Here is a 22,761-nt window from a genome sequence, read left to right as displayed (position 1 = left end):
ATTTCTTGGGCATGGGGTAAGGCTTTCATCGTCTCAGTTTCATCTTCTACAACAGTATTGACTACCCTAATTCTTTGCGTTGACGTTGCATTAGCTATGTCTATCCGGAATGAGTAACAAAAAATATCGGGGCTCATTTCCCCTGTTATTAACGGGTACTTTAGAACCACAGACATACGGATGGTCCTAAGGGTGAGTGATCGTTTGCTCAAGGGGTTGATATGACAGCTGCAGCTACGAATAAACCCATTGCGCTCGCGGTGGATGATAGCCTGATTATTCAGCAAATGGTGCAGCGGGCGCTAGATAGCGATTTCAAAGTTTTGGTGGCTGATAATGCGGTTGAGGCGCTGTCAGTGATTTATCATCAGCCGATCTCGGCTCTGTTGCTCGATATCACCATGCCCGGCATTGATGGGTTTGAACTGTGTCGCACGGTGCGGAGCGTTCCCCGGTTCCAAAAGCTGCCGATTATGATGCTGACCTCGCATCGCTCCGCTGCCGATCGCGCGGAAGCAAAATCAGCGGGGGCTTCGGGCTACATGACTAAGCCGTTTGATGCACAAGAACTGCGACAAGCCTTGACCCGTTTGCTGGCTCGTGCTGCTTGAGTACAGCACCCGGTTGTTAGGGAGACCTCCGGCAATATGTGGTGCATTAGGCTGCGCTCATGACACCCTACGAGCAGGAAAATCTGTTCCAGAGATCTCCTTAACGATATCCCCGTGCGCGGATGAGTCATGGCCTTGATCGGTCTCAACTCATTCTTTTAACCCGGCGTCGCGGCTCAGCTGTTTGAGCGTGCGGTGCATTTCAGGCAACCGCCGAAAGACGGCTGACGCTTTCAAAAACACTTTGTGGGGCAGGGCAGGACTGCCCGTGACAATTTCACCTGGTTTTACGTTGCTGTGAATCCCAGCTTGGGCAGCCCCGATCGCGCCATCCCCAACTTCTACATGGTCGACGATGCCAACCTGCCCCGCGAGAATGACCCGATTGCCGATTTTGACGCCCCCCGCCATGCCCGTCTGGGCCGCGATCGCGCAGTTGTCGCCAATTTTGCAGCCGTGGGCCACTTGCACCAGATTGTCGATTTTGGTGTTGCGGCCTACCTGCGTGGTGCCCAGGGCCGGGCGATCGATGGTGGCATTGCAGCCGACTTCGACCCCGGAGGCCAGCACCACATGGCCCGATTGCGGCATTTTGACCCAGCCTTCCGCGACTGGCACAAAGCCAAAGCCTTCGGAGCCGATCACTGCGCCAGAGTGAATCACACAATCCGGCCCGATTTCGGAGCGCTCGTGAATGACGCAGTTGGCATGGAGCACAGTGCGATCGCCCACTTGAGCCCCGGCATACACCACGACGTTGGGATGGATGGCGACGCCCTCGCCGAGGGTGACGTGGGCACCAATGACCACGTTGGCCGCGATCGCGACATCCGTCCCGATGTGAGCGGTTGGATGAATCTGGGCCGAGGGATGAATGCCCGGTTCGGGGCTGACCGGCTGATAAAAGCAGCGAATCGCATGGGCGAGGGCGATTCGGGGTTCGTCAACGGCAATCCAGGCCAAGTGGCGATCGCTGGCCTGGGCTTGCAAGCCGTCATGGCGCGGCAAAATCAGCGCACAGGCTGGGGTCGTAAGCACGTGATGGGCGTACTTTTCCCCTTCGATATAGCTCAAAGTGTGCGCTTGGGAGTCTTCGATCGCGGATAGCCCCGTCAACTCAGGATCATTGGCCAAATGCACCTGGGGATTGGGCACCGAAACGGCTAATTGCTGAATGAATTCACTGAACTTCATGACCGGGTCCTTGGCGATGCGCGAACAATCGAATGTTCCTGAGAGTTAAGGGTTGAGGGTTTCAATTTGCTGTTGTAGAGTGGCCACCTGCTGTTGGAGTTCCTTGAGGGTGTGCTGCATCTGGGGTAGGCGATTGTAGATGGCAGAGGATTTCAAAAAAGTGCGGTAGGGGCTGGCCGGATTGCCCATGACAATGCTGCCGGGGGCGATCTTGCCGTGCAGGCCCGCTTTGGCCCCAGCTTGAACGTTGGCCCCAATCGAAGTTTGATTGGCCGCGCCGACTTGCCCCCCCAAAATTACGTGATCTGCCGTTTCCACCTGTCCCGCCAGGCCGACTTGAGCGGCCATGACACAGCTGGGGCCAATCTGGCAGTTATGGCCGATATGGACCAGGTTGTCGAGTTTGGTATTGGCCTGGATGCGGGTTTCGCCGACGGAGGGGCGATCAATAGTGGTGTTGCAGCCCACTTCGACCTCGGCTTCCAAAATGGTGCGACCGGACTGGGGAATTTTGACCCAGCGGCCCTCGCGCAAAATAAAACCGAAGCCTTCGGAGCCGATCACTGCGCCGCTATGCACCACGCAGTCCGCACCGATTTGGGTATGTTCATGAATCACACAGTTGGCGTGCAGCACGGTGCGATCGCCAATTGCCGTCTGGGGATAAATCACCACATTGGCGTGAATGCACACATCATCCCCAATTACGGCGTCGGGATGGATGACGACATGGGCCCCAATCGTGACGTTTTTGCCCAGCTGCACCGACTCGTCTATCACCGCTGTGGGGTGAATGCCAGGATGAGGTTGATAGGGTTGATAAAACAACGCCAGGGCTTGGGCAAAGCCCCAACGGGGTTCGGCCATGCTGACCCAAGCGAGACCGCGATCGCTGGCCTGGGCCTGCATCTCTGGATCTTCGGGCAAAATCAGCGCACTTGACTCAGTCGTGGCCACATAAGCTTGAAACTTTTGGCCCTCGATGTAGCTAATCGTTCCAGCTGTCCCCGCTTGTACAGGCGTCACCGCAGTGATCTCTGGATCTCGTTCCGGAAAGGGTTTGAGGCTAGACTTTTCCGTCGTTAAGTCGAGCTGCTGGACGATATCGCTGAACTTCATGACCGTGTGACAAGGATAAGCCTTCTTACGCTACCAGAAACGCGACACACTCTACATGGGCCGTTTGCGGAAAAAAGTCGGCCGCTTGCACCCGCTGCAGCTGGTAGCCCCCTTCGTCTCGCAGACGTTTGAGATCGCGAGCCAGCGTCGCTGGATTGCAGCTCATATACACGATGCGCTGGGGGTGTAAGGATAAAAGGCCACTCAGGACGCGATCGCTACAGCCTTTGCGGGGCGGATCAAGCACCACAATATCGAGCGGTTGATCTTGCAAAAATCGGGACGCCTCGGGCAGCAGTTTATCCACCGTGCCCGCTTCAAAATGGGCATTGTCAATGCCATTTAGCTTCGCGTTTTCGATCGCAATTTCTACCGCTTCAGTTTGCACCTCCAACCCCAGACAATATTGCGCCCGTTGAGCGATCGGCAGCGTCAAGGTGCCGATGCCACAGTAAGCATCCACTACGGTTTCGGTGCCTTGCAGTTGCAGCTCGTCCAAAATCACCCGCAGCAGCCGCTCTGCTTGCTCGGTATGCACCTGGAAAAAGGCATTGGGGTAAATGTGCAAGGTCAGGTTGGCAAAGCGTTCTTCTAAATACGGCTCCCCTACCACGAAGCGGGTTTCTGATCCCCAAATCGCGTTGCCGGGTTTGGTATTGAGATTGACGCACACCCCGGCCAGATCAGGAAAGCGGGTTTTCCAGTCGGCACTCTGGTCTTCGATACCTGGCAAATCCCACGTCGTACTCACCAGTGTGAGGAGAATCTGTCCCGTGCGCCGCCCGACCCGCAGCGCCAAATGCCGCAGATCGCCGGTCTGCGTCTCTTCATCGTAGATAGACCAGTCCCGCGCTTGAATATCTTGCTTCACCTCAGCCAAGAGCGGGTCGAGGCGATCGTCCTGCACCGGGCACTGGTTGAGGTTAACGATTTGGTGGGAGCCCTTGCGATAGTAGCCCGCCTTGACCTTGCCTTCCGCCGAGATTCCCAGGGGATAGGTGGCTTTGTTGCGATAGCTCAGGGGATTGTCCGCTGCCATGATGGGGCTGATGGACACGTCGGTAAAGTGACCGATGCGTTCCAGAGCATCCACCACCTGTTGCTGCTTGGCGGCAAGTTGGGCGGCATAGGCAACGTGCTGCCACTGACAGCCGCCACACTTATCCGCCACGATGCAGGCCGGACGCACGCGATCGCTCGACGGCTCCAGCACTTGCAATACTTGCCCGCGCCCAAATTTGGGTTTCACGAAGGTGAGCCGTGCCTGGATGCGATCGCCGGGCACGGTGTCGGGTACAAAGACGACGCGATTGTCCCAGCGGCCCACGCCGTCGCCCTCGCTGCTGAGGTCAGTGATGTCCAGTTCGAGGGTGGTGCCTTGTTGCCATTGGGTCATGGGAGGGGGGAGTGGGGAGTAGTTGGGTAGCAGGGTGGTTGGGTGTGAGGAGTGGGTGGAGTTGGTGGGAAGTGGGTGAGGTGGGTGGGGTTAGGCGATCGCGAGGGCTTGTAACTCGGCGAGGGGGTCGCCTTGGAGGACGGAGCCGTCGGGGGCTTCGAGGACGAATCCGGCATCGCGGATCATTTCGAAGTCGGCGGTGGCGGCTTGGCCGGGGGTGGTGAGGTAGTCGCCGATGAAGATGGAGTTGGCGGCGTAGAGGCCCAGGGGTTGCAGCGATCGCAACTGCACTTCACGGCCGCCAGCGATGCGAATTTCTTGGCTGGGCAAGAGCAGGCGGAAGAGGCAGAGCATCCGCAAACACTGGCGGGGCGTCAGATCGCCGCGATCGACGAAGGGTGTGCCGGGGATTGGAATCAAGAAATTCATGGGAACGCTGGTCACGTCGAGTTGCCGCAGCGACAGGGCCAGGTCAATTACGTCGTCAGCCGACTCGCCCATGCCGAGAATGCCACCGGAGCAGGTGGTCAGTCCGGCAGCTTTGACGGCTTCGACAGTGCCGACGCGATCTTGAAAGGTGTGGGTGGTGCAAATATTTTCGTGGTTGGCCTCAGCGGTATTGAGGTTATGGTTGACGCGATCGACCCCAGCCGCAGCAAGGCGTTGGGCTTGATCTTCATCCAACAAACCCAGGCAGGCACAGATTTTCATCGGGTATTGGGCTTTGACTTCGCGCACCAAATCCAGTACACGGTTGAAGGTGGGTTCGGCGGGCGATCGCCCCGAAATTACCATGCAAAACGTTCCGGCTTTGAGGGTATGGGCGCGCTCGGCAGCGGCGAGTACCCGGTCTTTCGCCATCAGGGGATACTTGTCGATTTCGGCGGTGGAGATTTTTGACTGTGAGCAGTAGTGGCAATCTTCGGGACAGAGGCCACTTTGCGCATTCAGCAAAAAGTGCAGCCGCACCCGATTCTGCCAGTAGTGGTGACGCACTCGATAGGCGGCATGAAGTTGGGCCAGCAGTTCGGTGTCGGGGGCAGAGAGCACCTGATGCGCTGCTTCCCGACTGATGAGTTCTCCGGCGAGGGATTGATCCGCCAGCTGGTTCCAATCGGGGGCAGTCAGCAATGAAGTCATAACGCGCAATGGATAACAGGCCAAACTATAGGCTAATACGGCGGCGTCGTTTCCACCCACAGATTGTAATGAAGAGAGATTGGCTGGGGGTGAGGCGATTTTGCGGGGGGACGCCGTTGTTCTGAAAATTGCTCTCTCAGGGGACGGGTCCCTTGGACGATTTCTGACTATCCTGATTGAACCGATAGGGACCCGTCCCCTAGCGCGTTCTCGGTTTTTGGGGAGGGGCGCGGGGCCATTATTCGGTGAAGATGGCAGGCACAGGGGTGGCTTCGATCGCGGGCACAAATTCCACCGTCACATCTTCGTCAACCAACACCATCACGGTTTCTTGCTCAAACTGGGTAATGTAAGCCTGAATGACCTCCATCAGGGCGGCTTCGTTGGCTTGGGTGTCGAGGAAGACGAGCCGGACGACGTTGGACGGTTCGGCAATGAGGGTGCCGCTGGCGTTTTGATAGCGACCGCTGGCGTTCCAGACAGTCAGCCCATCGGGAAAGCGCGGGGTGATTTCCGTGTCGATGAAGGTTTCAAAGTCTTCGTCTGAAATGGTTTCGCCCTCAGGCATTTGGCGGCCTAAGTACAAATCCACCTGAATCAGTTCAGCCAGCAGGTTGTTTTCAATCAGGTCGGGGACTTGCGCGATCGCCGCTCCCCCCGAGGTCGTCAATGCCATCGCGATCGCTGCCAACAGACCGTGACGCAGCCTAGCTTTCAGCCGATAGGAGATGAAACTCATCATGATCTGTCCACAACAACGACGCACGTCGATTGTGGCACGAGACTTTGGCGATCGCTTCAGTGGGATTCGGCTATTGCAGCCTCACTCGCCGTATGCTTGGCGACCCAATCCCGCAGCAGTGGATTGACCAGTTCGGGAGCCTCATCCTGGGGGCAATGCCCGACGCCGTCTAACTCGATGAAGTCTTCGACGGCGGGATAATCGGCGTAGGCGCGACCGAGTTCAATCGGTTCCCAGGGGTCAGCATTGCCCCAAATGACCAATACTGGGCATTGCATTTGCGGCAGCAAATCTTCTGCCAGCGGTCCCTGGGAATAGCGGACAAACGAAAGAAAGACATCCGCTGCGCCTTCGTCCTTCGACGGTCCAATCAAGAAGTTGATCAGTTCGTCGGTGACAGCCTCTTCGCGACCGTAGGCCTGTTTCAACACATTGCGCACAAACTTGGGGCGCGCCAGTCGGGAAAAGAAAAAGTGGCCAAAGGGGCGAAATCCCAGCAGGCCTTGAAACAGAGGCGTGGGGGCGCTGCGATACCAGGGCAGGGTGGCGCGTTTGCGATCGTGCAGCAGCCGTAGAGAGCAGTCGAGCATTGCCACGCCCCGCGCTTGGTCGGGAGCCATGGTTGCCGCTTGCAGCGCCACCACACAGCCAATGGAGTTGCCAACCAAAAAGGCGGGTTCACCAATGACCTCGCGACAAAAATCCACCACCAATTGGCCCCAGGTTTCGAAGGTATAGGGGACGGGATCGCCGGGATAGGGCTTCACCGATTTGCCAAAGCCGATGAGGTCGATCGCGTACACCCGGTTCGTCGCTGCCAACTCAGGAATATTTTTGCGCCAGTGGTCACTAGAGGCCCCAAACCCGTGGATCAGCACCATCGGCGCACCCGTTGTCCCCGCTTTTTGATAGCGGATGGGAAACCCCTGCCAGGGCCAGGTGCAATCGGTGATGGTGACAGCAGTCGCAACAGACATGAACAGCAACCTCTGAGGAATCATGAGCGCCAGCTGCGCCTTTAGATAAGTTTACAGTGTGGCTATGCGGGTTGCTGCAGGCGAAATCGCCACCGCGATCGCGCATTATGAAAGCTGCTCATGGGCGCTATAGGGGCCATTGCTAGATGTGCCGGAAGGGGTGCGGTACTGTGCAGAGACGCCTCAACCTGATTTGCGGAGGACTGTGTGGCTCAACTGACGACTCAACAAAACTGGCGATCGCCCATTTTGATGCTGTTTCTGGCGATGGCGTCGATTCACTCTGGGGCCGCGATCGCCAAAGGACTCTTTGATCAGGTCAGTCCCTTTGGCATGGTGAGCTTGCGCTTGGGACTGGGGGCGTTAGTGCTAGTGGTGCTCTTTCGGCCCCGGTGGCGACACCATTCCTGGCAAGATTATCGACTGCTGGGCTTACTCGGCCTTTCCATGGGGGTCATGAATGCCGCTTTGTATCACGCGATTTCCTACATTCCCATTGGCGTGGCTGTCACCCTAGAGTTTGTGGGGCCGCTGGGGGTCGCGTTAGCCCATTCGCGGCGCGGGGCTGACTGGATGTGGGTGGCCATGGCGGCAGCGGGAGTGATGCTGCTAGCTCCATTCGGCGGCACCTTGCATCCCCTTGGCGTCTGCCTGGCATTAATGGCAGGCGGTTGCTGGGCGGCTTACATTCTGCTATCCGCCAGAGTGGGCAAGGTGTTTCCGGGAACGGAAGGGGTAGCCATGGCGATGACGGCGGGGGCGATCGCGATCGTGCCCTTTGGCATCGTGGCAGAAGGGACGAATCTGCTGAATCCCTACGTGTTGATGATGGGCTTGCTGGTGGCGATTTTGTCCTCAGCGCTCCCCTACTCCCTCGAAATGGCCGCGTTGCGCCAGTTGCCCGTCAAGGTCTTTGGGGTCTTGATGAGTGTGGAACCAGCTGTCGCCTCCTGTATTGGCTTGATCATTTTGGGCGAGCAGTTGAGCTTCCGAATGGTGGTCGCGATCGCCCTGGTGAGCTTAGCCAGCGTGGGCTCCACTCTCCATTCCAGAAGCGCCCAGTAAATCGGGGCTGTACTCCCCAGCGGCAGTGGTGGACTAAATATCGTAATGAGTCCACATGCGAATAATTTTGATCGTTCGCTCGGATTCCAGCACTTGATAAACCAGTCGATGCTGGATGTTGATGCGTCGCGAATAGGCTCCAGCCAAATCACCCACCAGTTTTTCGTAGGGGGGCGGAGTTTGAAAAGGATTCTCGGCCAAGATATCGAGTAATCCCTGGGCCTTTTTCTTCAAATTGCTGGCAGCAAGTTTCTTCGCATCTTTTTGCGCTTGTTTGGTGTAGACCAGTTGCCAGTTCACCAGTCCAACGCTCCGTCACAGTCTTCGAGGGGGGTCGCCATCCCCGCTTTAATCGACTCGCGCATACCGGGTACTGATAGCAGGTATAGCGTCTCTTGAATGCTGGCCCAATCTTCTTCGGACAAGAGTACTGCGTTGCCACTCGCGCCTGTAATGACCACTGGTTGATGTGACTGACTCACAGCGTCAATGAGCTGCTGCAGTTGGGTTTGCGCCTCATCAATTGGCAGTGGAGACATCGTACTTTTTACCCGTTCAAGTGCTCCCATTGTAATGTTTGCGGCAAAGAACCCGTCAGCTTCCATCAGCTTGTGGTTGATTTGCTGGCATCAGTGCCGCAATCGCATACGACTTTGCCAAATTAGGCAGGTTCGGTCGCGATCTCCCCGCTCGTTGAGAATTAGTACAAATGTTGTTACCTTGGGGGCACTGGATTCTGGGAAGTAGGCAGTGCAGGACTTGCTATGGGGACTGGTGGGACTGGTTGTGGGCGGGGCGATCGCGGCTCTCTGGTGGCAAACGCGCATCCAGGCGATTCGTGCCCAAGCCAAGGCCGACGTTGTCGCCGATCGCGCCAGCACCTACGAGCGGCTACAACAGCAAGACCGCCAAATTCAGGATTTGCAAACTCGGCTGCAAGACCGGGAACGTCAGCTAGACGCGGTGCAGCGCAGCTGGCAACAGGAAGCGACTCAACGGGCCACTGCCGAAGCCCAGCTAGAGCAAGTTGTGCAAATTAAACAGCAGCTTCTGGAACGCGAGACGCAACTCCAGCAGCTTCAGGGGCAATACGTCACGGCGCGATCGCACCTGGCCGAAGTCCAATCCCGACTCCAGCAAGAGCAGGCGTTGTCTCAAGAAAAGCAAGCCCTGCTTGATCAAGCGCAGCAGCGCTTAGGTGATACCTTCAAAGCCTTGTCTGCCGAAGCCCTCCAGCAAAATTCGCAATCCTTCATGCAGTTGGCGGAAACGTTGCTCGCCAAGTTTCAGAGTCAGGCGCAGGGGGACTTGGGGCAGCGGCAAGCGGCGATTGCGGCCCTGGTGAGTCCGCTCCACAGCTCGCTCCAGCAGGTCAGCACCCACCTCAAGGAACTGGAAACTGCCCGCACTGCCGCCTACAGCACGCTGACGGAACAGGTGAAGTCTCTGGCGGTGGCCCAAACTCAGCTCCAGGGCGAAACCGCCAATTTGGTGAAAGCGCTGCGATCGCCCACGGTGCGCGGTCGCTGGGGCGAAATTCAGCTGCAGCGGGTGGTGGAGATGGCGGGCATGGTGGAATACTGCGACTTTTATCAGCAGGCGTCGGTGGAGACCGAAAACGGTCGGCTGCGGCCCGATATGGTCATCCAATTGCCGAATCAGCGTCACATTATTGTGGATTCCAAAGCGCCGTTGCAGGCTTACCTGGAAGCGCTGGAGGTGACGGACGGGGCCGCCAAACGCGATCGCCTGCAACACCACGCTCGTCAGATTCGCACCCACCTGACCCAACTCGGCAGCAAAAGCTATTGGGATCAGTTTCAAACCGTGCCGGAATTTGTGGTGCTCTTTTTGCCAGGGGAAACCTTCTTCAGCGCGGCGCTCGAACAAGATCCAGGGCTGATCGAATTTGGCGTCGATCAGCGGGTGATTCTCGCTACCCCCACCACGCTGATTGCTTTGCTGAAAGCGGTGGCCTATGGCTGGCGACAAGAGAAACTCGCCGAAAATGCCCAGCAAATCAGCAATCTGGGCAAGGAAATGTACGATCGCACCCAAACCCTGATTACCCATGTGGCGAAACTACGCCGAGGGCTAGACAGCAGTGTGGATGCCTTCAATAAAGTCGTCGGTTCCCTGGAGTCGCGAGTGCTGGTCACCGCCCGCAAGTTCAAAGACTTGGGTGCCGCCGCTGGCGACGAACTAGAATCCGTCGAGACACTGGACAAGACGCCGCGATCGCTGGCCCAAACTATCTCGACTGCCCCCGATGAAGATGGTTGACTAGGCCAAGCCGCAGCACTTGCCTGCTAGACTCGAAATTCTATTTGCACAACGCCCATGATGCCTGGAGGCCAGCCACCGATGAGCTATTGATGGGGGCATTTGCCGCCCATCGCATCGAGACGCCGAGAGCCTATGATGTTTTCGCTGCCGCGCGATCGCCCCCAATTCATCCTGCTGTTTTTGGATGGGGTGGGGTTGGGCGATCGCCATCCGGATAATCCCCTAGCCCACCCCGAGCACACCCCTTTTCTGAGCCAGTTGCTCGGGGGGCCGCTAGTGCGCGGTTTGTCCGTGGCTCAACCGTCTGTATCCGCAACCCCCATCGACGCCTGCTTAGGGATTCCTGGCTTGCCGCAAAGTGCCACAGGCCAAACGACTCTTTACACAGGCATTAATGCCGCCCAGTTTCGGGGACGACACCAGTCTGGCTTTGCCAATGGTTCCCTGCGCCAGGTGATTGCCGCCCACAGTTTATTCCGGCAGGTGATGGAGTTAGGCGGCACCGCGACTCTAGCAAACCTGTACTCTCCCGCCTATTTTGAAGCGATCGCTCAACGTCGTATTCGCTATGCCGTCGGGACTCTGGTAAATCTCACCGCCCAGCTCCCCTTTCGCATGCAAAGCGAGTATGAGCAGGGGCAGGCCATTTTTTGGGACATCACCGGAGACCTGGCCCATGCCCGTGGTGTTGCCGCCCCGGCGATCTCGGCCCAGGAAGCGGGACAGCGATTGGCTCGTTTGGGAGCGCATCATACCTTCACGCTCTTTGAATGTTTTTTGCCGGACTATGCGGGACATCGACAGGATAAAGTTGCAGCGATCGCCGTCCTCAATCGGGTCGATCAGTTTGTGGAAAACATTGTGGAAAACCTGCCTTCGAACGTCACCCTGATCATCTCCAGTGACCACGGCAACGTCGAAGATATATCCACTAAACGACATACGCTGAATCCAGTCCCTTTGATCGCGATCGGTACCCAGGCACAGCATTTTTATCCCGTCAAAGACCTAACTGGTATCGCCGCTGTAATCTTGCAATCTCTCAAAACTCCAGCTGAGTAATCCGCCATTCTCTGACATCAGAGCATCTAATAATTAGCATAAGCATGTTGTCGGCAATCTGACTCGACTCTCAGTATTACCAGCACATTGATTTGGGCGTTAAAAATACTGAGAGCACGATCATTGATCTGAAGACGTAATCACGCTGCAGTGTCAAATAAAGTGTCCAGATATGTGCGTGAAGTTGCGCTATCACGTCTGCCATTCTGTAACAGGAACAGAGAAATAGCTGCTGAAAATACACGATCCTGATCCCAGTCTGGATGCTTTTCCAGGAAAACAGCTAAGGAGTTGTGCAAATCTTCGGGTATTTCGGAAAGCATACTAACGCGACGATACATCTTATAACTCCTAATTATCAAAAACAAGTATTTCTTGAAAACGAAAAATTTGCTAGCACTATTTGAACAGCGAAAGACGATCGCTGTCATTAACCTGTGTTGTAGATGTCCCAAAAAACTTTTGCAATGCACTCCTAGAATCCTTCTCGAATTCTTCGAGCTGCATCATCAAACTATCGATCTCAACCCACTCAGAGAGCCCAGGTATCTCTGCAATGTAGGTGAACTGCCAGGCGTGTATTTGCTAGTCGCTACATTGTGCGCCAAGAGGGGGTAGGAGTGTCAACGAAACATTTGTATTGCTGGAGCTTTTGTTTTTCTTAAGGTTTACCAAGTCAAGCGACTTTGCTCAGTTTTTTGAAGAATTTTGAGCGGGATCAAACTGCTGTTCATGCCGAACAAGGTTGTGGAAAACTTTAGGGGATTTCGCCAAGCCGTCGACTGAACTCAAGGATGCCGGAAGACGGCTTGTGGAAAAATAGTCCATTCTGGGGAAAAGTCAGTTTTTATTGTGGAAATCATGTTGCCAATCTCCCTGCTGTCAATTTTTTTGAGCTCGCTGGCCAAAAAAAAAACAATGTAAAGTTTTGTTGATGCGGGGGGCGATCGCTGGCTGCACTGCTGTGAGCACGGATCCAGAATTCTGCCTGGAACCCTGTTATAAAGCGAGTTTAGCCAATCCAAGGTATTGAATTTTGTCAGGGGTGATCTCAAATCGGCACGGCAAAATTTCCAGGCCCGCAGCATAAGCTTGTCGCAGCAGCTGACCATACTCTGGATCCGCATCGTCGCCTGGGGCAAATTCTGTGCAGTCACCACGATTGATGAAATACAGCATGACCGATCGCGCATCAGGCAGCAGCTGAGTCATCTCTCGCAGATGCTTTTGTCCACGGGTCGTGACGGTATCCGGAAATAAAGCCAACCGTTCTTTTGCCCAAGTTGTGTTTTTGACCTCAACGTAGATGGGGCGATCGCCCTCACCTTCCAGCAAAAAATCGATGCGACTTTTACCGTCCGTGCCATATTTCACTTCTGACCGCACCTTGCCGTAGTCACCCAGCTCAGCAAACAAGTGAGCTTCTAAGGCTGATTTGATCACGCGATTAGGCAAAGCCGTATTCGTCCCCACCCAGGTAGGTTCATTGTCCTGCACCTCAGTCAGTTCCCAGGTGTAGGCTAGCTTGCGTTTGGGATTATCACTTCGCGACACCATGACCCGGCTCCCCACGTGGCAAACGCCCGTCATCGGGCCAGTATTGGGGCAGTGAGCAGTAATGATTTCGCCGCTCTCTAATTCAATATCAGCCAGGAATCGTTTGTAGCGCTTGAGTAACTTGCCTGGATAAAGTGGCGGAAAAGCATAAGACCAATTCGATGACATTAGCGTGACGATATTAAGTTCTGGTGTGCTGTAGCTAGGGGAGCGTGCCTGCCTCAGCAAAGCCAGTGGCGGCCCTGCGGGCGCATCCATCCTCCCATCGTTGGGATGGAGACATGCTGAGACATTGACAACTCATCCAGTAGGGCGCATGTGATCCGGGCTCACCCTGTCCCCCGCCTATCAGAATCTCATGAGTCTGTGCGCTTCGTCTCTCGTCACTTATGCATGCCATCGAAATTGGGTCGACAAATATTGTGTTGCAGAATGGTGACCCTGACTCATGAGCCTCGGTCCCATCCCCCAGGTTTTGTCAGGTGGCATAAATTGAGACAGGTCAGAGTGGCTCACTGGCCTTGGTTGACTCAAGCCTCGTTGGGTCGCTGGGGCGAATGACGAAATCTTCATGCTCCCAGTTTCAGGCTGTGTGATCACCGGAAATTGTCTGAAAATTGCCACTTGCAGGCACTATGCAGCTTGCTGGTTTGTCACATCGACAGCCATGTCTACTCCACAAACTCCGTTACATTAGATCGATGCATCTTTGTAGTGCATCGTTCTGCTCATGGTATGGCGATCGCGCTCAAAGCTTCAAGCTAGCTCTTAAATTCTCTCTGAATTGGAAAACAGCAACCAACTTGCTATGATAAGCCGGACGTTTTGTCTCAGTGTGAAAAGCTCACGTGCTATCCATGATGATGATATTTAACAGTGCCAACCACACCCGGTTAGCTGAAATGTAAGTTCCAAATTTATGTAATAAAGTATCGGTATTGGCCAGGTTGGATGTTGTCGAAAACGGATATCAAGGCGCTGAATCAGTCCATCAATAACTTGTCTGTTTTTGTGAAATCTAGTCTGGAATTTGTCTAAAATAATTTTTTCCCATGATTTGAGCTTTGAGTTTAAAGCAGATCAACCTTGTATAGCCATCAGGTATTCAAACATAGTCAATAAGAACTTGAAGCAGGGTAGTTTTACTAGGATAAGGTATGAAACTTTCGGTCGTTCTTGCCGTCTACAATGCGGAAGACACCATCAGCGAGCAATTAGAAGCACTTGCCCGACAAACTTGGGATGAGCCGTGGGAATTGATCGTCGCCAACAATGGTTCTAAAGATCAGACTCAGGCAATAGTTGAGAGTTTTTCTTCAAAAATTGCGAATCTGAAAATTATTGACGCATCTCAACGTAAGGGGGCCTCATACGCTAGAAATAAAGGAGTTGAGGTAGCCCAAGCAAGCATGATCGCCTTTTGCGACGCCGATGATATTGTGCGCGATAACTGGATCGCTGAAATTGCGGCGGCAATCGAGCAGCATGGATTTGTTTGTGGCCCCATGAGCATTGCTGCTTTGAACCCTGGATGGCGTATTCAAGAACCGATCGGAGTAAGAGTCGGTGACGAACTATTTCACGCCAGCGATTTATCGGATCACTATTTCCCGCCATTCCCTAAGGATGGAGGATATTTTAGAAATGGAGGAACATGCAATATGGGAATCCTAAAATCGATTCACCAGGATATTGGTGGATTTGATGAAGAATTTCTGAGATATCAGGATGGCGATTACTGTATTCGAGCGCAGCTCAAAGGCTATAAGCTGCATTTTGCACCTCAGGCTATTGTGGAATATCGGTATAGATTGAGTCTGCGTGACACTTTTTCCCAATTTCGTGATTGGGGAAAATGGGTTATGTTAATTCCTAGAAAGTACGGGCCACCTACAAGTCTCAGAAAGAAAATAAGTTACGTTTTTGGCGGTTGGTGGTCTTTGCCTCTAGAAATCATAAAAGTTCGGAGCAGAGCCGGATTATTTGCACTTATTACAGGTTTTGCCATTCGATTAGGGCAATCGCAAGGCTGTATTGAGTTTATGGTGTTGCCAGATATACAAGACTGGTTCGCGGCTAAGTTTGGCAACAGTGGACAGGCAGAAGGTGCGGTCAATCAAGACCCGAAGGCAAGGCTGGATTAGACGGAACTGCAATCACTCACTCGCCAGGTATCGCAAGCGACTGCCTTCAAAGTGCCAAATTTAAGGCGTGGTTGGCTAAAATTTTTGACTTATCTGGATGATCGATCCGACTGACGAATTGTTGTCGCATCTGACCTTTAAGATTACCCACGTGCGCTACGGCAGAGTCTCTGACTACCCTACGGAGGCTGGTCATGGTTTCTCAAGAGAGTTATTTATTAAACCAAGTCCAATTTGAAAACTGGAGTTTTGCATATTCGGGAAAACCTCCCTGCTGAATCTGGATGAGGTTTAATTTTGGTCATTGACGTTGTTGCTCCAATCCGAAGCATTGGCGTAGTTATGCTGGATTGACTTGTGCTTAGAAGCAACAACGTCAGTGAATTGTCAACGATGTCAAACTCAGGTTGGTTTTTAGCGCGATCGCCCTACTCACCCAAAGTGTGGTGGAGATGGCGTTATTGATCCCGATGCTCTCGACTACCGTTACAAATACCAACTTCGACTCCGTTCAGCTCGTGTCTCCTGAGCGAAGTCATTGGCGAGCCTGCCCCGAGGGCATAGGGAAAATCTGCAGTCTGATTTCAGAGGATGGGTGTTATTCTGCCTCAACGTTTAGTCGTCGAGTATCGATGACGATGCCGTCTTCTCTGACAATTACGGCTGAAATCCAACGTTGATCAGGCTTTTCAGGAGCTGTACCAATTTTGAACAAGCCGCCAGCGGCCAAGGATTCGAGGTTGACGGGGCGCGGGGCCAAAAAATCGGTGGCCGTGACGCCTTCATCAAAAGCGAGGCCCAACAAGAGGCGATCGCCCAGCGGTGTGCTGACGATCGCGTCATAAGCAAATTGGCTGCCGGGAGTGACGGTCTGAGGCAGTTGAACCATGATTTCTGGGGGCATCACACCTGAAATCAACTGGTTTTCCTCTGACAAAATTGCTTGGGATGCGAGTTGACCATTTTCGTAGCGCTGCTGCGATCGCACTGTAGCAGTCAAAGTCATGGCCCGGCCCGCGATCATGCGCGTACCCTCGACGGTGGTCAGCGTTTCGGCGACGAATGCTGTGCCCTCACGCTCCCAAGCCAAGAGTTCGACATCATAGGTCAGGTCAGTGTGTTGTTCCCAAAAGCTGCCGAGCGTCGTCTCGTATTGGTCACGGGTAAAGCCGTCTGGACCGATAAAGTCAGGGCTGTAAAGGGTCATTAACTGCGCCAAATCTTGATCGTTAGCGGCAGTTTCGATCGCGGTAATGGCATCCACTAACTCGGCGGGGGCTGTTTCTGGGGAGGCGGCTTGGGCCGGGACACCGATCACTCCGCCCATCATGACGCTCGCGCCAGCGACAACCATCAAAGTTTTGCAACAGCTCACCATCGACAACTCTCGGCTACGGATTTACTTCTGCTACCTAACATAGCGTGGAAATTGCGAGTCCAGACGATTAACGCTGTTGCCCTGACCCCGCAGCCAATTCATGACTCTGAAAAGCGCCATGCTTGGTGGGGCCAGGTGTTGTCAACGTTGGCATCGAGGGTTAAAGCAATACCTCGGACTGTTGCAGATCGCCGCTACAGCCAGACGCAACTATATAGTTCAGCCAGTCGCGACCCGGTCTCAGATCGCAGTTCCTAGCTGTTCGAGTTGGCAGTCTCACGAACCTCTACAGAAGCTCAGGCGGACGATTTTCCCGTAGCAGCTAGCGAATGGAGTGTGGAGGGAACCTGGCTGCCGCTATTGCGACAGCCAAGGTTTGAGTGGCGATGAGCGGGGATCTAGACGCCTCTCTGAAGCATTATTCAGCGACGCTGAAATGCTCTTTGAGCCTGCTTTCCTGCTCTTTTGTCAAATTGGATTGAATGAGTTCAGGACCAAAAGATTTGACGGCATCTTCAACTTTGTCGAGGGTGACACTTTCAGTCAGCAAAAACAGGGCCGATGTGCCTTCGGTGACTTTGTCGCGCACCTCTTTGATGAAGTCATCGTTGATGCCATAGTCCCGAAAATGACCGGACAATGCGCCAGTGATGGCACCCACGGCAGCACCAAATAAGGGCACAAAGAAAATTAACCCAAACAACATGCCCCAAAACGCGCCATCCAACGCGCCTAAGCTGGTGAGCGGTAAGGCTTGCTTGGTCTTGGGCTTTTTCTTGCCTTCGACCCAAGTCACGATCGCTGCGTCCTTGATGGTGATCAAATGCTGCTTTTGTAAATCAGCGAGCGTAGTCAAAACGCTCTCAGCCCCGGTTGGACTGGCAAATTTCCAAACTGTTAAATCAGCCATAGTGCTCGATATCCTTTCGTAATTGACTACAAAGGTTGGTTATGGTTAGCCGTTGTACTCGGCTGGGCTGGACCCATAACAGTAAACCGTATCTTTGCCTGTGGACTTTAAGAACTGCATAAAAAATTAAGCGGCGATCGCCATTTTGGCCTCAGTTTTAGCGATCACTGGCCGCTGCACCTCTCATGGCAGCAGCGTCACGATGGTCACTAAACGAAAATCGCAATAATGATGTTGCGTTTGTGATCTGGATGAGCGGTCAGTGCCTATATTTTGAGGAGACCATTTCGTATCGGTTGCGCGACTGAGCGCAGAGCAGGCAGACTATGGAATTTCGAGAGGCGTCAGCTCAAGTTTTGAAGTGGTTTTCTCAACGACGGGAAAAAGCGCTCAACACTGCCTACGAGGGCGCCCTGACGATCCGAAAACTGGAAGATGAGCTGTTTGCCGGACAAAAAATCGGGCCGAGTGCTGACAAAAGTAAGACGGTCGTTGATTATGCCTGTAGTCTGCGCGATCGCCAACTGCTCAAAATTCGGGTCAGTCTCACTCAGTTCAAGGCCAACAGCTTTTGGTTCGACGCTCAAGACGCCCCTTCAGAACCGCCAGATGCCCCTGATCCAGACCCGGTAACACCGCCAGCTCAGGTGACTGAGTCGTCCGAGCGTCAACCCATTCTCACCAAGCTGGAATTTATTGAGTCGGTGATTGCGAAATATCGAGGGGAAGGTAATTTAGCGGCGTTCTTCACGGGGGATGAGGCGCTCATGCCGCCCCAAGAGAAGGTGGAGACGCGCCCGGCCCGCGATCGCACCCTCGACATACCGGCATTAGAAATGGACAGTGAGCGCCAGCGCGAGCAACTGCTGCCTCGGTTGCGCTCCTCCAGCAAAGAATCGACGGCGGAATACGAACAGCAGATTATTGACACCTTACGGCTCCAGCGCAAACAAGCTCAGGTCGCGGTGCGCTGGTTGGCGGTGCTGCTCATCGTGCCACTATCGGTGCAGATTTTGACGAAAAATCTGATTTTTGAGCCGCTGTTGGGAACGTATAGCGATCGCAACCCCACCGAAATCCAGCTCAACGAAGAAATTCGCGATGAGTTTGCCCGCGACTATCTGTTTGCCAAAGAAAAGCTAGAGGTCGCGACCCTGCTCGGCTACCACGACAACATGGACGAGGAACAGCGCACCGAATATTTGCAAGAGGCGGCGTTTGATCTGTGGCGCGAAGCCCGAGAAGAGGAACTGAACGGTTTAAAGAACCTGCTAGCGGACTTGATGGCCTTTTTATCGGTAGTGGTTCTGTTACTCATTGGCAGACGCCAGGTGGCGTTGATCCGCACGGTCGCCAATCGCACGTTTCTGAGCCTGCGCGATCCGGTCAAGGTATTTCTGTTCATTTTGGTTACCGATATTTTTGTCGGCTTCCACTCGGCGGAAGGCTGGGAAGTGATTTTGGTCGCCACGTTCCAACACTTTGGCGTGCCAGAAAATCAGTTTTTCATCAACGGGTTCATCGCCACCGTGCCCGTGATTATCGATGCCTGCATTAAGTTTTGGATCTTCAACTTCCTGACTCGTTACTCACCCGCCACTTCCGCGATTTACGAGCGCATGAACACTTAGGGGGTATCGAGTGTCTTGGCAGTAATGAGTCGCTCTATATCGGGCAGCAGCGATGGCAGATCTTGGGTGACGACGGCCCACACAATCTCGACATCAATCTCAAAATAGGGTGGACTAGACGATTGCGCATACCGATAATCTCTTGCCACGGGAGGTGAGCAGCCTGAGCACGACAATTACTCGACAGCTGATTGGCAGCTTCTCCGATAATTTCGATATCTTTGACCACGGCTAGTAGTACGAGGCGGTTTGCTTCCAGGTCTTGGCAGTCATGGCCATCGAGGAAAGCGATCGCTTCTTGCGCGGCGTCTCGCATATGTTTTAAGCGAGTCACATCATCGAGCATGTTCGTACAAGGGCACAGCCTCTGTTAGCACGCGATCGCGAAAATAGTGACTCAACTCATTGGGTGTGCGGAGATCTACAGGGCGCTGGTCAAACAGGTCAGAGAGTTCTTGGGCCATCCGCACAATGGCTAGACCTGGAGTTTGCCCAGGCTCGAACTCGACCAAGACATCGACATCGCTCTGCGGGGAAAAGTCGTCGCGCAGCACAGAGCCAAACAAGGACAACTTGCGAATGGCATTGTGTTGACAGAATCTTGCAATCTTGGGTCGTGAAATTGGAATGGGCAAGCGGTGGTCAATCATACAGCCACACGTCAGGATAATCAGCAATGCCGCCACTAAAATCTTATCGCAACTGTTTTGCAGTCCTGATTTAGCTGTTGGTGTCTGGATGGGATACAACCCGAGGATAATTTTGCTAACGCTGCTCACGGGCCAAATACTTCGGCACAATGAAGAGCGATCGCCCCAACGGAGCCACGCCCCATGTCTGATGCTGTCGCGAAGCTGAATTATCCTCAAACTACCACTGTCGACCAAGTCGATACCTACTTTGGCACGGCGGTGCCTGACCCCTATCGCTGGCTGGAGGACGATCGCTCTGACGAAACGGCGGCCTGGGTAGCAGCGCAAAACGAAGTGACCTTTGGCTATTTAGAGCAGATTCCCTATCGCGGGGCGATTAAAGAGCGGTTGCTCAAAATCATGGACTATCCGCGCTATTCGGCTCCGGAGAAGCGGGGCGATCGCTTCTTTTTCTTTAAAAACGACGGCTTGCAAGAGCAGAGCGTGGTCTACGTGCAAGATGGGCTGGGGGGAGAGCCCCGGTTGTTGCTGGATCCCAACACCTTTTCGGAAGACCAGACCACTACCTTGAGTGCCTTCAATCCCTCGAAGGATGGTAAGTACGCGGTGTATGGTCTGTCGGAAGGGAGTTCGGATTGGCAGAAGTACCGCATCTTGAATGTCGATACCGGGGAGTCGCTGCCGGAAATCCTGGATTGGGTGAAGGTCTCGTATCCGGCTTGGTGTGGCGATGGCTTCTTTTATGGTCGCTACGATGCCCCGACGGATGGCTCGGAATTATCGTCGCGCAACGAGTTTCACAAGGTTTACTATCACCGCTTGGGCACTGACCAGGCGGCGGATGAGCTGATTTACGAGGACCCGGAAAATCCCCTGCGCTTTCATTTTGTCGGGGCGACGGAGGATGAGCGGTTTTTGATTTTGTCGATCAGCGATCGCGGTCAAGCCAAACTGGGTAACGCGCTGTACATTAAGGATTTAGTCGCTGGGGAAACGGAGTTCTCGCCGCTGATCGAGACGATTACCGACGAGAGTCACAACATTGTGGATAATCTGGGCGATCGCCTCTTGATGACCACCAACCAAGATGCCCCCAACCGCAAACTCGTCCTGGTGGATCCCAAAAATCCGGTTCCCGAGCACTGGCAAACCATCATTCCTGAGCAACCGGAACCGCTACGCAGCGTCAGTTTAGTCGGCGGCAAGCTCTTTGCCACGTACCTGAGGGATGTCACCTCGCGCGTTTACGTCTATGCTCCCGACGGCACGCTGGAACGCGAGATTGCGCTGCCGGGCCTCGGCACCGTGGGCGGTTTTGATGGCGAGCCGGAAGACGAGTTTACGTTTTACGTCTTCACCTCCCACACGACCCCGCCGACGATTTATCGCTACGACATTGCGACAGGGAAATCCACCGTGTTTCGAGCGCCGGAAATCGCCTTCGACGCCAGCCAGTACGAGACTCGTCAGGTGTTTTATCCCAGTGCGGATGGTACCCAGATTCCCATGTTTTTGATTCACAAGAAGGGGCTGGACTTTAACGGCGAAACCCCGACCTACCTGTACGCCTATGGCGGCTTCAATATTTCTCTGGTGCCGTCGTTTCGCGCCGCTCACATCGCGTTGTTGGAACAGGGGATGCTGGTGGCGATCGCCAACATTCGCGGTGGCGGCGAATACGGTCGCGCCTGGCACGAGGCGGCCATTCGGGAAAAGCGACCCACCGCCTTTCAGGACTTCATCGCGGCGGCGGAATACCTGATTCACGAGGGGTATACGAATGCTGACAAGCTGGCGATCGAGGGGCGATCGAACGGGGGCTTGCTGATGGGCGCGGTAATGAACCTGCGGCCCGACCTGTTTCGGGTGGCGCTGCCCGGCGTCGGGGTGATGGACATGCTGCGGTTCCACAAATTCACCATTGGCTGGAACTGGAGCGCTGAATATGGCAACAGCGACAACGAGGCGGATTTTGCCTACCTCTACGACTACTCGCCGCTGCACAATATTCGCGACGACGTGCCCTATCCGGCGACGTTGATTGTGACGGCGGACCATGACGATCGCGTCGTCCCTGCCCACTCTTTCAAGTACGCTGCCACCTTGCAGGCGCGCCACAGCGGCCCGCATCCGACGCTGATCCGCATTGGGGTGAAATCCGGCCACGGGGCAAGCAGTTTGACCAAGGGCATCGAAGAAACAGCGGATACCTATGCGTTCATGTTCCACGAACTGGGGGTGGAGCCGACTTTTTAAGATGAGTGGCGGGGCTTTCCTTGGCAGGAGGGGACGGGTCCCTGTCGGCTCCACCAATACAGTAAGGATTAGATCAAGGGGCCCGTCCCCTGTGTCGGCCCTATGTCGGCGATCGCATTAATACAGCCAGGGGATGAATTTGCTGACCCGCTGCTGGTAATCGGCATATTCGGGAAAGCGATCGCGCAGCCACGCTTCTTCCTTGCGGGCTTTGAGATCCAGAACGACGAAGAGCAAGACGGTGGCGGCAGCATGGGGCAGGCTGAGGGTCCACAGGCTGTAGGCGGCGGTGGCAAAAATCAGACCGCTATAGAGGCAGTGTCGCACCCAGCCGTAAATGCCCGTTTGCACCAGACTGCTGTCTTCACGGGGATAGGGCAACGGGGTCAGGTTTTCGCCCAGGTCGAGCAGTCCTTTGCCCAGCAAAATGGCGGCAAAGAGGGCACAGCCGACGGCGATCGCTTCCCGGCCATACGTAACGACGACTGGCCAGTTGTCCCAGGCGGCGGGGTGCCATTGGGGCAACAGCGCAAAGCCCACCAGAATGAGCCCCTGCGCGAGTACCCAATATTCGCCACGGGTGCCTTTCCAACTCTCTTTGGAAAACCCCCAATCCGACAGTTTGCCCATGCTTGTGTCC

Annotated in this window: 22 protein-coding genes and 1 pseudogene; 7 read left to right on the top strand and 16 right to left on the bottom strand. The window is 54.5% G+C overall.

The genetic code is table 11. The features are described from left to right. Positions 1-221 precede the first annotated feature (221 nt). Entirely contained in the window at positions 222-611 is a 390-nt protein-coding gene (locus DYY88_RS22530; protein WP_039726600.1) for a response regulator, read from the top strand. A 150-nt stretch (positions 612-761) separates the two neighbouring features. On the opposite strand, the gene lpxD (DYY88_RS22525) is transcribed toward DYY88_RS22530, so the two are convergent. The 6 genes from lpxD (DYY88_RS22525) to DYY88_RS22500 form a co-directional block, all read right to left on the bottom strand. Then, complete coding sequence (lpxD, locus tag DYY88_RS22525) at positions 762-1,805, bottom strand: UDP-3-O-(3-hydroxymyristoyl)glucosamine N-acyltransferase (RefSeq protein WP_039726601.1); 1,044 nt, start codon at positions 1,803-1,805, stop codon at positions 762-764. Between the two features lie 45 nt (positions 1,806-1,850). Next, positions 1,851-2,924, bottom strand: coding sequence for a UDP-3-O-(3-hydroxymyristoyl)glucosamine N-acyltransferase (gene lpxD, locus DYY88_RS22520; protein ID WP_039726602.1), 1,074 nt, complete (start codon positions 2,922-2,924; stop codon positions 1,851-1,853). Between the two features lie 25 nt (positions 2,925-2,949). Beyond that, entirely contained in the window at positions 2,950-4,320 is a 1,371-nt protein-coding gene (gene rlmD, locus DYY88_RS22515) for a 23S rRNA (uracil(1939)-C(5))-methyltransferase RlmD (protein ID WP_039726603.1), read from the bottom strand. Between the two features lie 90 nt (positions 4,321-4,410). Further along, the gene (bioB, locus tag DYY88_RS22510) at positions 4,411-5,460 is read right to left on the bottom strand and encodes a biotin synthase BioB (RefSeq protein ID WP_044151178.1); all 1,050 of its coding nucleotides are present in this window, start codon (positions 5,458-5,460) and stop codon (positions 4,411-4,413) included. A 238-nt stretch (positions 5,461-5,698) separates the two neighbouring features. Beyond that, positions 5,699-6,199 carry a DUF3574 domain-containing protein gene (locus DYY88_RS22505; RefSeq protein ID WP_052456686.1) on the bottom strand — a complete coding sequence of 167 codons (501 nt, stop codon included), beginning with the start codon at positions 6,197-6,199 and terminating at the stop codon, positions 5,699-5,701. A gap of 59 nt (positions 6,200-6,258) precedes the next feature. Next, positions 6,259-7,179 (bottom strand): alpha/beta fold hydrolase, encoded by a 921-nt coding sequence (locus DYY88_RS22500; RefSeq protein WP_039726604.1) that lies wholly within the window; start codon positions 7,177-7,179, stop codon positions 6,259-6,261. Between the two features lie 207 nt (positions 7,180-7,386). Here DYY88_RS22500 and DYY88_RS22495 point away from each other — a divergent pair, with 207 nt between their 5' ends. Beyond that, positions 7,387-8,244 (top strand): EamA family transporter, encoded by an 858-nt coding sequence (locus DYY88_RS22495; RefSeq protein ID WP_201278986.1) that lies wholly within the window; start codon positions 7,387-7,389, stop codon positions 8,242-8,244. 33 nt (positions 8,245-8,277) lie between these two features. On the opposite strand, the gene DYY88_RS22490 is transcribed toward DYY88_RS22495, so the two are convergent. Next, positions 8,278-8,544: a Txe/YoeB family addiction module toxin gene (locus tag DYY88_RS22490; protein WP_039726605.1), complete on the bottom strand. Its 267-nt coding sequence runs from the start codon at positions 8,542-8,544 to the stop codon at positions 8,278-8,280. Continuing rightward, positions 8,541-8,783 (bottom strand): type II toxin-antitoxin system Phd/YefM family antitoxin, encoded by a 243-nt coding sequence (locus DYY88_RS22485; protein ID WP_039726606.1) that lies wholly within the window; start codon positions 8,781-8,783, stop codon positions 8,541-8,543. Before DYY88_RS22485 ends, DYY88_RS22490 begins: the two co-directional genes overlap by 4 nt. A gap of 211 nt (positions 8,784-8,994) precedes the next feature. Between DYY88_RS22485 and DYY88_RS22480 the strand changes: the two genes are divergently transcribed. Together DYY88_RS22480 and DYY88_RS22475 are read left to right on the top strand one after the other, a co-directional pair. Continuing rightward, positions 8,995-10,527: a DNA recombination protein RmuC gene (locus DYY88_RS22480; RefSeq protein ID WP_044151179.1), complete on the top strand. Its 1,533-nt coding sequence runs from the start codon at positions 8,995-8,997 to the stop codon at positions 10,525-10,527. Positions 10,528-10,662: 135 nt separating this feature from the next. Continuing rightward, a complete protein-coding gene (locus DYY88_RS22475) occupies positions 10,663-11,592 on the top strand; it encodes an alkaline phosphatase family protein (protein WP_052288377.1) in 930 nt (309 codons plus the stop codon). Positions 11,593-11,732: 140 nt separating this feature from the next. On the opposite strand, the gene DYY88_RS22470 is transcribed toward DYY88_RS22475, so the two are convergent. Both DYY88_RS22470 and sfsA read right to left on the bottom strand, forming a co-directional pair. Further along, entirely contained in the window at positions 11,733-11,915 is a 183-nt protein-coding gene (locus tag DYY88_RS22470) for a DUF2811 domain-containing protein (RefSeq protein WP_367889321.1), read from the bottom strand. A 676-nt stretch (positions 11,916-12,591) separates the two neighbouring features. Continuing rightward, positions 12,592-13,317 (bottom strand): DNA/RNA nuclease SfsA, encoded by a 726-nt coding sequence (sfsA, locus tag DYY88_RS22465; protein WP_039726607.1) that lies wholly within the window; start codon positions 13,315-13,317, stop codon positions 12,592-12,594. A 989-nt stretch (positions 13,318-14,306) separates the two neighbouring features. Here sfsA and DYY88_RS22460 point away from each other — a divergent pair. Continuing rightward, positions 14,307-15,293, top strand: coding sequence for a glycosyltransferase (locus DYY88_RS22460; RefSeq protein WP_052288378.1), 987 nt, complete (start codon positions 14,307-14,309; stop codon positions 15,291-15,293). A gap of 598 nt (positions 15,294-15,891) precedes the next feature. Here DYY88_RS22460 and DYY88_RS22455 read toward each other — a convergent pair. Together DYY88_RS22455 and DYY88_RS22450 are read right to left on the bottom strand one after the other, a co-directional pair. Further along, positions 15,892-16,647: a DUF8623 domain-containing protein gene (locus tag DYY88_RS22455; RefSeq protein WP_044151561.1), complete on the bottom strand. Its 756-nt coding sequence runs from the start codon at positions 16,645-16,647 to the stop codon at positions 15,892-15,894. A 442-nt stretch (positions 16,648-17,089) separates the two neighbouring features. Beyond that, on the bottom strand, positions 17,090-17,581 hold the full coding sequence (locus DYY88_RS22450; protein WP_039726609.1) for a DUF1269 domain-containing protein: 492 nt from the start codon (positions 17,579-17,581) through the stop codon (positions 17,090-17,092). Positions 17,582-17,907: 326 nt separating this feature from the next. Between DYY88_RS22450 and DYY88_RS22445 the strand changes: the two genes are divergently transcribed. Beyond that, positions 17,908-19,212 (top strand): hypothetical protein, encoded by a 1,305-nt coding sequence (locus tag DYY88_RS22445; RefSeq protein WP_039726610.1) that lies wholly within the window; start codon positions 17,908-17,910, stop codon positions 19,210-19,212. Here DYY88_RS22445 and DYY88_RS24775 read toward each other — a convergent pair. The 3 genes and pseudogenes from DYY88_RS24775 to DYY88_RS22435 all read right to left on the bottom strand — a co-directional run bounded on the left by DYY88_RS24775 (position 19,209) and on the right by DYY88_RS22435 (position 19,991). Next, positions 19,209-19,361, bottom strand: a complete 153-nt coding sequence (locus tag DYY88_RS24775) for a ribonuclease HepT family protein (RefSeq protein WP_236146345.1) — start codon at positions 19,359-19,361, stop codon at positions 19,209-19,211. The two genes, DYY88_RS22445 and DYY88_RS24775, sit on opposite strands and share 4 nt — an antisense overlap. A 20-nt stretch (positions 19,362-19,381) precedes the next feature. After that, positions 19,382-19,528: pseudogene (locus tag DYY88_RS25120) on the bottom strand (HepT-like ribonuclease domain-containing protein); the annotation flags it as partial. Positions 19,529-19,547: 19 nt separating this feature from the next. Next, entirely contained in the window at positions 19,548-19,991 is a 444-nt protein-coding gene (locus tag DYY88_RS22435) for a nucleotidyltransferase family protein (protein ID WP_242517658.1), read from the bottom strand. A 54-nt stretch (positions 19,992-20,045) separates the two neighbouring features. Between DYY88_RS22435 and DYY88_RS22430 the strand changes: the two genes are divergently transcribed. Further along, on the top strand, positions 20,046-22,121 hold the full coding sequence (locus tag DYY88_RS22430; RefSeq protein ID WP_039726611.1) for a prolyl oligopeptidase family serine peptidase: 2,076 nt from the start codon (positions 20,046-20,048) through the stop codon (positions 22,119-22,121). 117 nt (positions 22,122-22,238) lie between these two features. On the opposite strand, the gene DYY88_RS22425 is transcribed toward DYY88_RS22430, so the two are convergent. Further along, positions 22,239-22,751, bottom strand: a complete 513-nt coding sequence (locus DYY88_RS22425; protein ID WP_039726612.1) for a methyltransferase family protein — start codon at positions 22,749-22,751, stop codon at positions 22,239-22,241. Positions 22,752-22,761: the final 10 nt, after the last annotated feature.

It is taken from the genome of Leptolyngbya iicbica LK, from assembly GCF_004212215.1.
Classification (GTDB): domain Bacteria; phylum Cyanobacteriota; class Cyanobacteriia; order Phormidesmidales; family Phormidesmidaceae; genus Halomicronema; species Halomicronema iicbica.
Note: the sequence above shows the minus strand (reverse complement) of the source record. Positions and strands in the feature narration are given on the sequence as shown.

Bases quoted from the DNA above. Each gene is read 5' to 3' on its own strand.
- rlmD (WP_039726603.1), bottom strand. From the start codon at position 4,320: ATGACCCAATGGCAACAAGGCACCACCCTCGAACTGGACATCACTGAC.
- DYY88_RS22475 (WP_052288377.1), top strand. From the start codon at position 10,663: ATGATGTTTTCGCTGCCGCGCGATCGCCCCCAATTCATCCTGCTGTTT.
- lpxD (WP_039726602.1), bottom strand. From the start codon at position 2,924: ATGAAGTTCAGCGATATCGTCCAGCAGCTCGACTTAACGACGGAAAAG.
- bioB (WP_044151178.1), bottom strand. From the start codon at position 5,460: ATGACTTCATTGCTGACTGCCCCCGATTGGAACCAGCTGGCGGATCAA.
- DYY88_RS22530 (WP_039726600.1), top strand. From the start codon at position 222: ATGACAGCTGCAGCTACGAATAAACCCATTGCGCTCGCGGTGGATGAT.
- DYY88_RS22430 (WP_039726611.1), top strand. From the start codon at position 20,046: ATGTCTGATGCTGTCGCGAAGCTGAATTATCCTCAAACTACCACTGTC.
- DYY88_RS22450 (WP_039726609.1), bottom strand. From the start codon at position 17,581: ATGGCTGATTTAACAGTTTGGAAATTTGCCAGTCCAACCGGGGCTGAG.
- DYY88_RS22425 (WP_039726612.1), bottom strand. From the start codon at position 22,751: ATGGGCAAACTGTCGGATTGGGGGTTTTCCAAAGAGAGTTGGAAAGGC.
- DYY88_RS22455 (WP_044151561.1), bottom strand. From the start codon at position 16,647: ATGGTTGTCGCTGGCGCGAGCGTCATGATGGGCGGAGTGATCGGTGTC.
- DYY88_RS22445 (WP_039726610.1), top strand. From the start codon at position 17,908: ATGGAATTTCGAGAGGCGTCAGCTCAAGTTTTGAAGTGGTTTTCTCAA.
- sfsA (WP_039726607.1), bottom strand. From the start codon at position 13,317: ATGTCATCGAATTGGTCTTATGCTTTTCCGCCACTTTATCCAGGCAAG.
- DYY88_RS22470 (WP_367889321.1), bottom strand. From the start codon at position 11,915: ATGCTTTCCGAAATACCCGAAGATTTGCACAACTCCTTAGCTGTTTTC.
- DYY88_RS22485 (WP_039726606.1), bottom strand. From the start codon at position 8,783: ATGTCTCCACTGCCAATTGATGAGGCGCAAACCCAACTGCAGCAGCTC.
- lpxD (WP_039726601.1), bottom strand. From the start codon at position 1,805: ATGAAGTTCAGTGAATTCATTCAGCAATTAGCCGTTTCGGTGCCCAAT.
- DYY88_RS22505 (WP_052456686.1), bottom strand. From the start codon at position 6,199: ATGAGTTTCATCTCCTATCGGCTGAAAGCTAGGCTGCGTCACGGTCTG.
- DYY88_RS22500 (WP_039726604.1), bottom strand. From the start codon at position 7,179: ATGTCTGTTGCGACTGCTGTCACCATCACCGATTGCACCTGGCCCTGG.
- DYY88_RS22460 (WP_052288378.1), top strand. From the start codon at position 14,307: ATGAAACTTTCGGTCGTTCTTGCCGTCTACAATGCGGAAGACACCATC.